11 protein-coding genes are annotated in these 14,500 nt (G+C 61.2%); 4 read left to right on the forward strand and 7 right to left on the reverse strand.

Translation table 11 applies throughout. The features are described from left to right. Window positions 1–506 precede the first annotated feature (506 nt). Together AC1RQC_RS34350 and AC1RQC_RS34355 are read left to right on the forward strand one after the other, a co-directional pair. Entirely contained in the window at window positions 507–2,087 is a 1,581-nt protein-coding gene (locus AC1RQC_RS34350) for an isocitrate lyase (RefSeq protein ID WP_043354195.1), read from the forward strand. A 272-nt stretch (window positions 2,088–2,359) separates the two neighbouring features. Beyond that, the gene (locus AC1RQC_RS34355) at window positions 2,360–4,024 is read left to right on the forward strand and encodes an ABC-F family ATP-binding cassette domain-containing protein (RefSeq protein WP_492885977.1); all 1,665 of its coding nucleotides are present in this window, start codon (window positions 2,360–2,362) and stop codon (window positions 4,022–4,024) included. Between the two features lie 275 nt (window positions 4,025–4,299). Here AC1RQC_RS34355 and AC1RQC_RS34360 read toward each other — a convergent pair whose 3' ends face one another. Together AC1RQC_RS34360 and AC1RQC_RS34365 are read right to left on the reverse strand one after the other, a co-directional pair. After that, window positions 4,300–4,698: a VOC family protein gene (locus AC1RQC_RS34360; RefSeq protein WP_492373827.1), complete on the reverse strand. Its 399-nt coding sequence runs from the start codon at window positions 4,696–4,698 to the stop codon at window positions 4,300–4,302. A 281-nt stretch (window positions 4,699–4,979) separates the two neighbouring features. Continuing rightward, a complete protein-coding gene (locus AC1RQC_RS34365) occupies window positions 4,980–5,417 on the reverse strand; it encodes an Rrf2 family transcriptional regulator (RefSeq protein ID WP_492812815.1) in 438 nt (145 codons plus the stop codon). A gap of 82 nt (window positions 5,418–5,499) precedes the next feature. Between AC1RQC_RS34365 and AC1RQC_RS34370 the strand changes: the two genes are divergently transcribed. After that, a complete protein-coding gene (locus AC1RQC_RS34370) occupies window positions 5,500–6,474 on the forward strand; it encodes an alpha/beta fold hydrolase (protein ID WP_492373826.1) in 975 nt (324 codons plus the stop codon). Window positions 6,475–6,752: 278 nt separating this feature from the next. Here the strand turns inward: AC1RQC_RS34370 and AC1RQC_RS34375 are convergent, their stop codons facing one another. Next, entirely contained in the window at window positions 6,753–7,355 is a 603-nt protein-coding gene (locus AC1RQC_RS34375) for a cysteine hydrolase family protein (protein WP_492373825.1), read from the reverse strand. Between the two features lie 177 nt (window positions 7,356–7,532). Next, the gene (gene katG / locus AC1RQC_RS34380; protein ID WP_492812779.1) at window positions 7,533–9,788 is read right to left on the reverse strand and encodes a catalase/peroxidase HPI; all 2,256 of its coding nucleotides are present in this window, start codon (window positions 9,786–9,788) and stop codon (window positions 7,533–7,535) included. Between the two features lie 283 nt (window positions 9,789–10,071). Here katG and AC1RQC_RS34385 point away from each other — a divergent pair, with 283 nt between their 5' ends. After that, a complete protein-coding gene (locus AC1RQC_RS34385; RefSeq protein ID WP_492812778.1) occupies window positions 10,072–10,536 on the forward strand; it encodes an aminoacyl-tRNA deacylase in 465 nt (154 codons plus the stop codon). Between the two features lie 129 nt (window positions 10,537–10,665). Here AC1RQC_RS34385 and AC1RQC_RS34390 read toward each other — a convergent pair whose 3' ends face one another. The 3 genes from AC1RQC_RS34390 to AC1RQC_RS34400 form a co-directional block, all read right to left on the reverse strand. Further along, window positions 10,666–12,876 (reverse strand): penicillin-binding protein 1A, encoded by a 2,211-nt coding sequence (locus AC1RQC_RS34390; RefSeq protein WP_492885979.1) that lies wholly within the window; start codon window positions 12,874–12,876, stop codon window positions 10,666–10,668. Window positions 12,877–13,112: 236 nt separating this feature from the next. Beyond that, entirely contained in the window at window positions 13,113–13,460 is a 348-nt protein-coding gene (locus AC1RQC_RS34395) for a cupredoxin domain-containing protein (protein ID WP_492373822.1), read from the reverse strand. 36 nt (window positions 13,461–13,496) lie between these two features. Beyond that, window positions 13,497–14,441, reverse strand: a complete 945-nt coding sequence (locus tag AC1RQC_RS34400) for a metallophosphoesterase family protein (protein WP_492812774.1) — start codon at window positions 14,439–14,441, stop codon at window positions 13,497–13,499. Window positions 14,442–14,500 lie beyond the last annotated feature (59 nt).

Here is a 14,500-nt window from a genome sequence, read left to right on the forward strand (position 1 = left end):
CAACATAGGAAACAGCGCTGGCGGTTGAGTCACTTTGCGCTGGGCCGGAGGGTTACCGCGCGAGCGGTTTAGTCCTTCGGCCAGTTTGCGACGATCCTCGTCCGAGATCGAATGACCGCAGCGGGCACGAAGACAGCCACACGTTTGCGCACCGCCTCATGACCCTGTTCGTTCGACAGGCGTCTACAAAATCACCCCAACAATCGTTGCTCAAGCCATCTGGGCTTGCCTTCACTTCTAGCCACTGAAAGCGCTTTTCACATTGCGGAATTCACGCCGAGTTTCCGCAGTGTTTTGTTTTCGTTCCTCGAAAACGCATTCCGCATCGCGAAATTCAAGGCCTATCTCATTGAAAAATAAGGATAAACCAACTCTTATGTCTTATATAAGACTTCACCGCAGTGCACCAGAAGCGCCATACAATGATTCCACGCTGCCTGCTTCGACATTCATAGATCCGTAGCGGCACACGCCCCCCTTTCTTCAAACACGCTTAGGAATTTGACATGGCCCAGTATCAAGACGACATCAAGGCAGTTGCCGGTTTGAAAGAGAACCACGGCAGCGCATGGAATGCCATCAACCCCGAGTATGCTGCCCGCATGCGTGCCCAGAACAAGTTCAAGACGGGCCTGGACATTGCCAAGTACACCGCCAAGATCATGCGCGCCGACATGGCCGCCTATGATGCCGACTCGTCCAAGTACACTCAGTCGTTGGGTTGCTGGCACGGCTTCATCGGCCAGCAGAAAATGATCTCCATCAAGAAGCACTTCAACAGTACCGAGCGCCGCTACCTTTACCTGTCCGGCTGGATGGTGGCCGCGCTGCGCTCCGAGTTCGGCCCGCTGCCGGACCAGTCGATGCACGAGAAAACCTCCGTCAGTGCGCTGATCCGCGAGCTGTACACCTTCCTGCGCCAGGCCGACGCCCGTGAACTGGGCGGCCTGTTCCGCGAACTGGATGCTGCCCAAGGACCTGCCAAGGCCGCCATCCAGGAAAAAATCGACAACCACGTCACCCACGTTGTGCCCATCATCGCGGACATCGACGCGGGTTTCGGCAACGCCGAAGCAACGTACCTGCTGGCCAAGCAGTTCATCGAAGCGGGCGCATGCTGCATTCAGATCGAAAACCAGGTGTCCGACGAGAAGCAGTGCGGTCACCAGGATGGCAAGGTCACCGTGCCGCACGAGGACTTCCTGGCCAAGATCCGCGCCATCCGCTACGCCTTCCTGGAACTGGGCGTGGACGATGGCGTCATCGTGGCCCGTACCGACTCGCTGGGCGCTGGCCTGACCAAGCAGATCGCCGTGACCAACACGACGGGTGACCTGGGCGATCAATACAATTCCTTCCTCGATTGCGAAGAATTGTCGGCCGACGAACTGGGCAATGGTGACGTCATCATCAAGCGCGACGGCAAGCTGCTGCGCCCTAAGCGCCTGCCTAGCAACCTGTTCCAGTTCCGCGCCGGCACGGGCGAAGCGCGCTGCGTCCTGGATTGCGTCACCGCACTGCAAAACGGCGCTGACCTGCTGTGGATCGAGACCGAAAAGCCGCATATCGCCCAGATCGGCGGCATGGTCAGCGAGATTCGCAAAGTCATCCCGAACGCCAAGCTGGTGTACAACAACAGCCCATCGTTCAACTGGACCCTGAATTTCCGCCAGCAGGTGTATGACGCGATGAAGGCCGCGGGCAAGGATGTATCGGCATACGAGCGCACCCAGCTGATGAACGTGGAATACGATCAGACCGAACTGGCGAAGCTCGCCGACGAAAAGATCCGGACCTTCCAGGCCGACTCGTCGCGCGAAGCCGGTATCTTCCACCATCTGATTACGCTGCCGACCTACCACACCGCCGCACTGTCGACCGACAACCTGGCCAAGGAATACTTCGGCGACCAGGGCATGCTGGGTTATGTGGCTGGCGTGCAGCGCAAGGAAATCCGTCAGGGCATCGCCTGCGTCAAGCACCAGAACATGTCCGGCTCGGACATCGGCGACGACCACAAGGAGTATTTCAGCGGCGAAGCAGCCCTGAAAGCGGCTGGTAAAGACAACACCATGAACCAGTTCTGATACCAGTAGTACGCCCAAAACATAGCGCCAACCCAAAACGGGTTGGCGTTTTTTTATCCGGCGACATAGCGCGGGGAGGGGGCTCATCGAACGTTTTCTAGTGCGCTCACCTGCAAAGGTTTTATGTGTGGCTCGGTAGAGAACGACGAGCGGCGGATTCGCAGGTGGCCAGGAGCCGTCATTCACCGCTATGTTCACGCGTGCTGCCAGAAAAGCGACAGCCCTGCGCGTCCGGTCGGCTATCATGCTGATCCTCTCCGAAGTGGCTCCTTATGATTTCCGTCCGTAATGTCACGCTGCGCCGCGGCGTCAATGTCGTACTCGACCGCGCGTCCGTCACTTTCACCCCCGGAGAAAAGATTGGTCTTGTCGGCCGCAATGGCGCCGGCAAGTCATCCTTCTTCGGCCTTCTCAACGGCACGCTGCACGAAGACAGCGGCGAGTTCTCGATTCCCGCTGCATGGAAGATGGGCCAGGTTGCGCAGGATATGCCGGAGACCGAGCAGAGCGCGACGGACTTTGTCGTCGAGGGTGACACCGTGCTGTTGGCCGCGCAGGCCGAAGTAGCCGCCGCCGAGGCCAGCGACGACGGCATGCGCATGGCGCACGCCTATATGGCCCTGCACGACGCCGGTGCACACGATGCCCCCGCACGTGCCCAAGCGCTGATCCTGGGCCTTGGCTTCAGTGCTGAGCAGCTTAGCCAGCCGGTCAACAGCTTCTCCGGCGGCTGGCGCATGCGACTGCAGCTGGCGCGCGCGCTCATGTGCCCGTCCGACCTACTGCTGCTCGACGAGCCGACCAATCACCTCGACCTCGACGCGCTGGTCTGGCTGGAAGCCTGGCTCAAGCGCTATCCAGGAACCCTGGTAATGATCAGCCACGACCGCGAATTCCTCGACGCGGTGACGCAGGTGACGGTGCACGTCGACAACGCCAAGCTCGTGCGCTATGGCGGCAACTACAGCAAGTTCGAAGACATGCGCGCTGAGCAGCTCGTGTTGCAGCAGGCCGCGATGGCCAAGCAGGTGGAAAAGATCGCCCACCTGCAGAAGTTCATCGACCGTTTCAAGGCCAAGGCCTCGAAGGCGAAGCAGGCGCAGAGCCGGGTCAAGGCGCTTGAACGCATGGAGAAGATCGCACCGGTGCTTGCCGATGCTGAGTTCAACTTCGAGTTCAAGGAGCCCCTCAACGTCCCGAACCCGCTGTTGTCCATGCTGGACGCGAGCTTCGGCTACCCCGCGCCGGCCGGCGCACTGCCGGGCACGCCGCCCACGGTCATCGTGCGGGGCATCAACCGTTCCGTGCTGGCCGGGCAGCGCATCGGCATTCTCGGTGCCAACGGCCAAGGCAAGTCCACGCTGGTGAAGACGGTGGCGCACGCGCTGGCGCCGATTTCCGGCGAAATCAGCGAAGGCAAAGGCCTGAACATCGGCTACTTCGCACAGCAGGAACTCGACGTGCTGCGCCCGCTCGACACGCCGCTGGAACACATGATCCGCCTTGCCAAGGACACGCCGGCGCACATGCGCGCCCCTGGCCAGAGTGGCACCGAACAATCGCTTCGCACCTTCCTCGGCACATTCAGCTTCAGCGGCGACATGGTCCATCAGGCGGTTGGCACGATGAGCGGCGGCGAAAAGGCGCGGCTCGTGTTGTGCATGATCGTGTGGCAGCGTCCCAACCTGCTGCTGCTCGACGAGCCTACCAACCACCTCGACCTGGCCACACGCGAAGCGCTAGCCATGGCGCTCAACGAATTCGAAGGCACGGTGATGCTGGTCAGTCACGACCGGGCCCTGCTGCGCGCCGTATGCGACGAGTTCTGGCTGGTCACCAAGGGCGGCGTCGAGCCCTTCGACGGGGATCTGGACGATTACCAGCAGTTCCTGCGCGACGAAGCCCGTCGTATGCGGGAGCAGCCTGCCGCGCAGTAGAAGGTCATCGCCTGCAATGGTGAGACAAAGGGCAGGGGTGAGCTTCGCAGGATTCAGCGTGAAGGTTGCCATCGAGCGCCTCGAGACTGATACGAACTTCGGCGTCGAGATCGTTCCCGGACTCACCTTTTTAGCCGCTTTGTTTCGCTGGATCGAACGGCAGAGATGGGTAGGTAGGAAACGACCGCCGTTCCGCCCCCTCCGTGGACTGGAGCCGGCCATCAAGAGACGTCCCCCATGGCCCGGAGGCAGGCCGCAGTGCTAAATCGACAACGCTAATCCGATACCGGGTCGTGACAGCATACGCAGAGCTTGTTTGCGTCGGCATCCCGGAAGTATGCGCCGTAGTAGTGAGGGTGATACTGGACTCTCAGGCCAGGAGGCCCTTCGCAATGCGCTCCGTTTGCGAGCGCGCAGGCGTATGCCCGATCAACCGTCTGCCGGTCACGCGCAAGCAGCGCCACCATCTGGCCATTTCCACCTCGCGCGGCATTGCCGTCATATGGCTTGCCAATAAGGAACAGCGGCCGCGGTGCGTCCGTTGCCATCCATCCTGCCCATGGCCTGTCGCGTTCGCAGAATTTGAGGCGATGTCCCAGTTCCTGCATCAAAGCCGAATAAAACTCGAACGCGCGATCGAAGTCGTTAATGCCGAGAAAAGTGTGCGAGATCACATTGAGTCTCTCAGGAGACGGTGCCGACCAACATTATCACCGCCACAAGCTCTGATAACCCAATCCGCCGCTTCGGATTCGAACGGCCGCTTTCGGCAAGCCGGGGGGCGAATCGGGTCGGGAAGAGACCGAGGTCCCTTCCCGGCCAGGAAGGGGCATTGACAGCGCTCAAATCAACGGCTGCTTGCAGTATGGAAGCTGACACTCGTTCGTCCGAGAAGTCGTTGTCAAGCAAGCCCGCGCGACTTGCCTCCATTAATACCCATTCCATGGTCCCCGAATTAGGTGACCGTCTTGCCCGACTTTGACGAGGTCACGTCGTGCGCGATCTGTGAGAGTCGCTTTTCGCCAAACAGTTGAAGCAACGCATTTTCTGCTGAACGCAAGGCCTCATTGATGTGCCGATTTACCGCCGCCTCTACCGGGCAATCGCGATTGTCGTCAGCCGGGCCGACCGCGAACAATGCGGTGTGCGCGATGGCCACGTAAACGTCTCTCACCGTAAGAGCGTTGAGGTCACATGCGAGTGCCCAACCTCCGCCTGGACCGCCTGTAGACCTTGCATATCCAGCTTCGCGTAGCGCAGCCATTGTGCGGCGAACAACAACGGGGTTCGTATGCAGCATCTGCGCGATCGTCTCCGAAGTGGTCGCGCCGCCGCGAAGATGCATGTGGATGAGTACGTGCAGAAGTCGAGCCAGCCGGGTATCACGTTGCATAACTTTGAAAATGTGGAAATGAGTAACTTTAGATGTTACGATATACCGAGCTTCTTGTGTAAAACTGTCTCTTCGAGCAAGCATGAGTGCATACCGTCAAACCTATATTGAAACCAACGGCATCCGCCTGCACGTCGCTGAGCAGGGCGATGGTCCGTTAGTGTTGCTTTGTCACGGCTTTCCCGAGACCTCGCATGCCTGGCGCCACCAGTTGGGGGCACTTGCGCGCGCCGGCTTCCACGCAGTTGCCCCAGATTTGCGTGGCTACGGATCAAGCGAATGTCCAGCGATGATCGGACAGTACACAACCTTGGACGTTGTCGCTGACCTGGTTGCGCTCGTTGATGTGCTTGGAGAACGCGACGCAGTTATCGTGGGAAATGATTGGGGCGCAACCATTGCCTGGTATGCCGCGATGCTTCGGCCCGACCGATTTCGCGCGGTCGCTGCGCTCGGGGTGCCAATGATGGGCCGCGCGCCGATGGCGCCGAGTCGGCTTTTTCCACAGACCGACCAGGCGTGGTTCTACACACATTACTTTTCCCAACCAGGGTTGGCCGAAACAGAACTTGAGCATGACGTTGCGGCCACATTGCGCAAGATCTATTTCTCTGCATCGGGCGATGTAGGTGTCCGCGACGCGAATACACCTAATCCCTTTGGACTTCTGTTACGGAGTGGCGGGCTCCTTGACTCTCTGAATGATCCGTCCTCGTTGCCCGCGTGGCTCGCCCCCGCCGACCTGGACAAATTTGTTCAGGCATTCAGCGTTTCTGGCTTTCGCGGCGGATTGAACTACTATCGCAACCTCGACCGCAACTGGGAAGTGCAAGCCGCTTTCGAGGGCCTGCGCGTCGAGGTCCCGGCGCTTTACCTTGTCGGCGAGCGCGACACAGGTCTGGCAATTCCAGGCATGCACGAGGTCATCGGCGCCATGCCCCAGCTCGTGCCAAACCTACGCCTCTCCCAAGTGATTCCGCGAGCAGGGCACTGGCTACAACAAGAGGCACCGGATTTGGTCAACTCCGCATTGATTGAGTTTTTTCGCGATCTTTGAGTTTTCCCCGGCGTGATCCGACGGTTCAACTGCGGATAGCGGACATTCCGCGCTCAATGAGGAATGTCGGAGACGGGTTCGACCACGGAAGTTCGGAGCTGAGTCGGGTCGATCGAGCACGGTTTTGGGTTGCGGCGTTTCCACTACGACCGACGCAAGGACGTCATAAGACGACTTGTATTGGCGAGAATTGTCCTGGCGGGATAGCCCGCAAACGCAGCGCTTGTCGCGCCCACTACGCGGTATTCAAGTCGAAGCGACAGAAATCCCGGCAAAAGCTAGGCAAGCAGCAGCAAGGCATCAGCGAGCGAGAGCACCGTTGTGCGCGAATCGAACGCCGTTGAAAAAAGATGATCGTGCACGACCTGATCCGGGTCGTAGCAGCAATCCTTGACCGTGAATAAACGGAAGTCCGCATCGCTCGCGTACGCGACCGACGACAGCACCACACCGGTCGACGCAATGCCCACCATGAGCAGGGTGTCGATGCCCTGGGCGGAAAGCCGCACCTGCAGGTCGGTACCAAAGAACACGCTGGCACGATGCGCGATGATGAGCGGTTCCGTGGCCTGTTGGCCGAGTTCCGGTGAGATCTGGTCGTCGACGAATAGACCAAGTTGCTTGATTCCCTGTCCGTTCCTGTTCAACGGACTGACTTCCGGATAGCCTGGACCAAAGTGGATCTTGGCGAAATAGATGCTGACGCCCTTGGCTCGCGCGGCGTCACACAGCTTGCGCGTATTGGAGAGCAAGGTGGGCGCGACCGATGGAAACAACGCCAGGATGTCGGTCTGATAATGCATGACCACCAGCGCGGTTTGCGCTGGAACAATTGCCGGAATCCGCATGGTCACACTGTGCGCATCAGCGGCGCTTTCCATGCCCTGTTGATGGTCTGACGAATCGGCGGATCCACGTTCAACGGGTGGCGACATAAGGCTACGCGATAGAGAGTGATGATCGACTCTACCACGATCAATCGGCCCGGACGGGCGCCGAACGTGGTCCGGCGCCCTTGTTTGCCCCTTGTTTGCCCCTTATTTGCCCCTGACTTAACGCTATGTACGCAGATCGAAGCGGTCGAGGTTCATCACCTTGACCCAGGCAGCGACGAAGTCCTTGACGAACTTATCCGCCCCGTCCTCGCTTGCGTAGACTTCGCTCAGGGCCCGGAGTTGAGAGTGTGAGCCGAACACCAGATCCACTCGCGATCCGGTCCACTTGACCTGCCCCGTCTTACGGTCACGTCCCTCGAACACATCCCGGGTGAGCGCCTTCCATTCCACGCCCATGTCGAGCAGGTTGCGAAAGAAGTCGTTGGTCAGCGTTTCCGGGCGGTCGGTGAAGACGCCGTGCGCATCGTTCCCTGTATGGACATTCAGCACACGCAGGCCGCCGATCAACACCGTCATTTCGGGCGCGGTCAGAGTCAGCAACTGCGCCTTGTCCAGCATCATCGCTTCTGCCGGAACACGAACGCTCGGGTTGAGGTAGTTGCGGAAGGCATCGGCCGTGGGTTCGAGGGCGCCAACCGATTGCACGTCGGTCTTTTCCTGCGAAGCGTCCATGCGGCCCGGCGAGAATGGTACGGTCAGCCTCTGCCCAGCCTTCTCCGCTGCCTTCTCGATACCGGCGCCGCCCGCCAGCACGATCAGATCGGCCATCGAGATCTTCTTGCCACCGGACTGGGCACCGTTGAACTCGCTCTGGATACCTTCGAGGGTCTTCAGTAGCTTGCCCAGCTGATCCGGCTCATTGGCCGCCCAGTCCTTCTGCGGAGCCAGGCGAATGCGCGCGCCGTTGGCGCCGCCGCGCTTGTCCGAACCGCGAAACGTCGATGCCGATGCCCAGGCAGTCTTCACCAGTTCCGAGACCGACAGCCCCGATGCCAGGATCCTCTGCTTGAGCGCCGCCACGTCCTGGTCATTGACCAGCGGATGGTCCGGCGCCGGAATGGGATCTTGCCAGAGCAACTCTTCGGCCGGGACTTCCGGGCCGAGGTAGCGGGCGCGCGGTCCCATGTCCCGGTGGGTTAGTTTGAACCAGGCACGGGCGAAGGCATCAGCAAATTCCTCAGGGTTCGCCATGAAGCGCCGCGAGATTTTCTCGTAGATGGGGTCAAAGCGCAGCGACAGGTCCGTGGTCAGCATGGTCGGCTTGAGCTTCTTCGACGGATCGTGAGCGTGCGGAACCGTTTCGCCGGCATTCTTGGCCACCCACTGGTTGGCTCCGGCAGGGCTCTTGGTCAGCTCGTATTCATAGCCGAACAGGTTTTCGAAGAAGCCACTGTCCCACTTCGTCGGCGCGGTCGTCCAGGTGACTTCCAGGCCGCTGGTGATCGAATCCGCACCCTTGCCTGTGCCGAAGCTGCTCTTCCATCCCAGACCCTGGTTTTCAAGGTCGGCGGCTTCGGGCGCGGGGCCTACGTGATCAGCGGGACCGGCACCGTGCGTCTTGCCGAAGGTGTGGCCGCCGGCAATCAGCGCGACGGTCTCCTCATCGTCCATGGCCATGCGGCCGAACGTATCCCGGATGTCGTACGCCGCGGCGAGCGGGTCCGGATTGCCATCGGGGCCTTCCGGATTCACGTAGATCAGGCCCATCTGCACGGCACCCAGGGGATTCTCGAGGTTGCGGCCGGGGTCGGTACGGCTGACTTCACCACCGTGCAATTCCTCGTCGGCCACAATCACACCTTCGTTGCCGTCCTTGCCGGCGGCGCCCTTGCCGTAGCGTACGTCGCCGCCCAGCCAGGTCTTCTCATTCCCCCAATACACGTCCTGGTCCGGTTCCCAGGTGTCTTCACGGCCGCCAGCAAAGCCGAATGTCTTGAAGCCCATGGTTTCAAGGGCAACGTTACCGGCGAGGATCATCAGGTCGCCCCAGGAAATCTTCTGGCCATATTTCTGCTTGATGGGCCAGAGCAGCCGGCGAGCCTTGTCCAGGCTGACATTGTCCGGCCAGCTGTTGAGCGGTGCGAAACGCTGCTGGCCCCGGCCACCACCGCCACGGCCGTCACCGATGCGGTATGTGCCGGCGCTGTGCCAGGCCATACGGATAAACAAACCACCGTAATGGCCGAAGTCCGCCGGCCACCAGTCCTGCGAGTCAGTCATCAGCGCCGCGAGGTCTTTCTTGACTGCGGCGAGGTCGAGGCTCTTGAACGCCTCGGCATAGTTAAAGCTCTTGTCCAATGGATTGGACTTGTCGGAGTGCTGGCTGAGCAACTCGAGCCGCAACTGTTTCGGCCACCAGTCCCGGTTGGTGGTGCCGTCACCGGCGGCGTGGTTGAAGGGGCACTTTTCGTTAGACATGCTCTCTCCTTCGGAGGCGTACCAAACGTGAGTTCTAGTGTGAGTTCTAGTATTTCCGCGTCAATGCTTCCACTCGGGACCTGCGTCGGCAGGCCTGCCGCACACAAAATATAGTTGAAAGCGCTCGGCAACCAAATGAGAGGTTTGCAATTGCCTCAATAGCGCATCGCTATTGGTCACCCGCAACCGTGCTGGGGTTAGCCCCACCGATTGTCGCCCGGTGCTTGACCTATAGTTCCGATACGTAAGCAACTGCAGCGATCAGCGCTCGGAGGTTGCAATCATGACCATGGCTACCACGCTGGCAAGATGCCTGAGCAAGAAGCAGAGCCGGTTTGAAACCGTTCCTCGCCCAAGTGGCCTGGCAACGGCGCAGACTGCGTATGTCCCCGGAGACCGGCTCGCCCGAACTGTCCTGCTGGAGGACAACCGAGGCTATCTCGCAGCGGTGATCCCTTCCACCCACCAGCTGAAACTGTTGGATATCTGCGAACAAACCGGCCGCAAGCTGTCGCTGGCGCATGGGGATGGCGTGCGCGAAGTGTTCAGGGACTGCGAAATCGGCGCGCTCCCGCCGGTCGGCATGGCGTACGGCACGCTGACCTGGCTCGACGACAGCCTGCTGACGCATCCCGACGTCTACTTCGAGGCGGGCGACCATGAGGAACTGGTGCATATGAGCACCGAGCAGTTCGCCGCCCTCATGACCGAAGCTCGGCGCGGGCATTTCGCGCACCGGATGATGTAGGGCGCCGCGCAAGGTTGGCGCGGCTAGTGCGCATGCACCGCTTCCCGCTCGTGAAGCCCCTCACCGCGATCGGGTTGCCGAGCGGGTAGTCGGCGGAGGCGGCGAATGACGCGTGCGCCAGCGACGACGTCAGAACGTCCAGAAGAGGAAGTGTCGATGCCGCCGCTCATGGACCGTGCGCGGAGGCCGGGTTTCGGGGCCGAGCCGCACATCCGGATCGATCACTCGCGCGCGCAGCGCCATGTCGTAGAACGCGCCCACCATCGGTAGGGCGCTGTGCGCGCCTTCGCCCCAGTAGTTGCCGAGCGTCACACGTCCATCGTCGAAACCCACCCACGCGCCCGCGACCAGTTGCGGATGCATCAGGATGAACCAGCTATCCGTGTTGTCCTGTGTCGTGCCTGTCTTGCCGGCCACGTCGGCGCGAATCCCGAAGCGCGCCCGGATCGCCGCGCCGGTGCCCCGGCTAACGACGTCGCGCATCACGTCGACGAGCGTTTGCGCCGCGCCGGCGGGCAGTGCCTGCTCTGGCAATGCGCTCGCGAATTCGGCGAGCACCTTGCCGTCGTGATCCTCGATGCGCGTGACCATGCGCGGTTCGATATAGGCGCCACGGTTCGCGATCGTGCTGTACGCCGAGACCATTTCCCTGAGCGTGACCGGGCTTGTGCCGAGCGCGAGCGACGGCACCGCTTCGAGCGGACTCGCGCGCACACCCATTGCGTGCGCGAGCCGTGCGACCTTCTCGGGGCCTTCCTTTTGCATGAGCTGTGCGGTGACGCGGTTGCGCGAATACACTAGCGCGTCGCGCAGCGTCATCGGCCGGCCGGTGGGCGGCTCTGCGTCGGTAGGCCGCCAGATCGCATTCCCGGTCAGCGCAATGGCGACGTTACGGTCCACGATCGTATCGCTCGGCCGCGCACCGTCCGCGAAGGCCGCGCCGTAGACGAACGGCTTGAACGTCGAACCCGGCTGACGCCGGGCCTGCTGCACGTGATCGAACGGCTCGTCACGGAAGTCGCGGCTGCCAACCCATGCCTTGATATCTCCGTTGCGCGGGTCGATCGCGACAAAACCCGCCTGGATCTGCGTCTTGCTCCGGCAGAGCGCGCGCACGAACGTGGGGTTCGTGGCGAGCTTCCTGAGCGCGGCCTCATCCGATTGACCCGCATCGCGTGCGGCGCGGTAGTCGGGCGACTGCCGGATGAACGTCCGGAACAGGTCGTTGCCCGGCCAGCAGCCTGTGTGTTCGTTCCATGCGCCGTTCGCGATCCATTGCAACTGGTTCGTCTGCCAGTCCAACGCCTGCGTCGCCATGGCCTGCAGGCGTGAATCGATGGTCGTGCGCACGACCAGCCCGTCGGCATAGATGTTGTAGCCGTTGCGATCGGCCCATGCGATCAGCCACTTGCGCAATTGCGCCGAAAAATGCGGCGCGGCGCCCGGTTGCGCGGTCTGCAACTCGAAATCGATGTTGAGCGGTTGCCGCTTCAATGCAGTGTAGGCATCGGGCTTGAGCTTCCCGTATTTGTTCATCTGCCCGAGCACCGTGTTTCGCCGCTGCAACGCGCGCTCGGGGTTGAGCACAGGGTTGTAGGTGCTGTTGGCCTTCAGCATGCCGACGAGCGTCGCGCTTTCAAGAATGTCGAGCTGATTGGCCGATTTGCCGAAGTAGGTGCGTGCGGCCATTTCCACGCCGTAGGCGTTGTACAGGAATGGCACCGTGTTCAGGTACGTCTCCAGGATCTGATCCTTGCTGTACACGGCTTCGATCTTGAATGCCGTGATCGCTTCCCTGAGCTTGCGCGTGAGGGTCGGCGCGCTGCCGATCTCGTCGGGATACAGATTGCGCGCGAGCTGCTGCGTGATCGTCGAGCCACCTTGCCGGTCGCCGGAGAACGTATGCAGCGCGGCCGACGCGGTACGTTTCCAGTCGATGCCATGATGCTCGTAGAAGCGGCGGTCCTCGGTCGCGATCAATGCATCCACCATGTGCGGCGAGACTTGCCTGAGCGACACCCACTCGCGATTGACCGGTTTGAACGCATCGAGCAGTTTTCCGTCGGCCGACACGATCAACGCTGGCCGGTCAACGCGGGCTTTGCGGATGTCGCCGATGCCCGGCGTAAACGGCACGAGCGCAAGCACGTATAGCAGGAAGAGCGCCGGCAATGCAGCGAGCGTCAGCGCGACGCCGCGTCGCGTCGGGTGGCGCAGGCGGCGCAGCGCGCCGTTGAGCGCGAGTCTGGTGATCGTGCTGCCGGCGGCGGCCAGCGGTTGGACACGGGCGAGCCACCGTGCGCAATGCTCACAAAACAACGATGCATATCGGCGAATCACGGTGGCGGGGCGCTGGCGGAAAGAGCGCGATCGTACCAAAGCGCAAGGGCGCTTCTGTTATCAAAACAGGGCCGCGGCGCATGGCATTTACAGAAGCTTACATTTGTTTCGTGTGGACAACGTTCGCGATGGCCACTGAAGCGACGATCGCCAACCGCGAGCTCAACGAGCTGGATGGCCGCCTCCGCTCACGGGCCATTCGGCGAGCGGAGGCTGGACGGCGGGCTCGTCGGCCCCTACTGGACGGTGATTGTCGCCATCATGTTCGGGTGGATGCCGCAGAAGATCTTGTAGACCCCCGGCTTGTCGAACTTGAACTTGTAGGTGTCGTTCTGATCGAGCGCGCTGGAGCGGAACAGGCCGGCGTCGTTGACAACCGTGTGCGGTTCGCCATCGAGGTTCTTCCAGGTCACGGTCGAGCCAGCTTTGATCGTGAGCGACATCGGCGAGAACATGAAATTCTTCACAACGACGACATGGTTCTCCTGCGCTTGCGCGAAGGAGAACTCGCAAGTCAATGCCGCCATGAGTATCCCGACCCCGAGGGGGACGACGAAGGCGCGGCGAAGGATGGTTGTTAGCATGATCTGGGTCCTGGTTGGTGAGCAGTGCCTGGAAAATCAGGCGAGCGTGGTGTCGGCGAGTGTCGCTGCGAGCGGGTGGCGCATGATCTTGATGCTGGTCACGCCAAGCATCCTGGGAAGCTGATCGCCCGGTACCGTCAGCGGCATGGGACCGGGCCCATTGCCTGCCGTCGGTTGCGGATAGGCCGTCGAGCGCGCCGTATGGAAGGTGATATTGCCTTCCACCTTCGACACGATCTGGTGGATATGGCCGTTCAAGACCGTGACCGAACCGAAGCGCGTCAGATAGCTCATGGCCTCGCCGGCGTCGCCGGTGCCCCAACCCCATGGTTGGTAGATCGTCCACATTGGCATGTGTGCAAAGACGACGATCGGCGTGCTGGACGAGCGGCCCCGCAGATCCGCTTTCAGCCAGGCGAGTTGGTCGTCGCCCAAGCCCCCCAAACCGTTTGGCTTGAAATGCATCACGTTGACCAGGCCGATAAAGTGGACGCCGCTGTGGTCGAAGCTGTAGTAGCCCTTGTTGCCGGAGGCTTGACCGAAACGCTTGAAGTATTCCGTTCCAGGCCCATCGGTCACGTCATGCTCGCCGGGCACGGTATGCAACTCGGTGATATTCAGCCCCGACATCAATTGGGCCGCGTGGTCGAACTCTTCTGCCTTTGAAAGATGCGTAATGTCGCCCGTGTGGATCGTCAGCGCCGGTTTGACCGGCATGGCATTGACGAAGTCAATGGTCTGCCTGAGCGTGCCCGCGACGTCGGGATTGGCTTCCTTATTGAAGCCAATATGCGTGTCGCTGATCTGCAGGAAAAGAGGAATGCCCGCGGCAGATGACGGGCCTTTCCCGGAGGCGGCAAGGCCCAGTTCCACGGGCGCGAGAACGCCGCCTGCCAAGACAAAGACGGTGCCCGCGCCACCGAAAGCGAGACACTTCAACGCGCCGCGGCGCGACGGGTTGGACGGAAGATCTGACGACATATTGCCCTCGCAAGGAAAGTTCGAGAGGTGGCTCACCGGACCATCCGACGGACCTCCCG

Source organism: Cupriavidus sp. GW822-FHT03E04, from assembly GCF_058801495.1.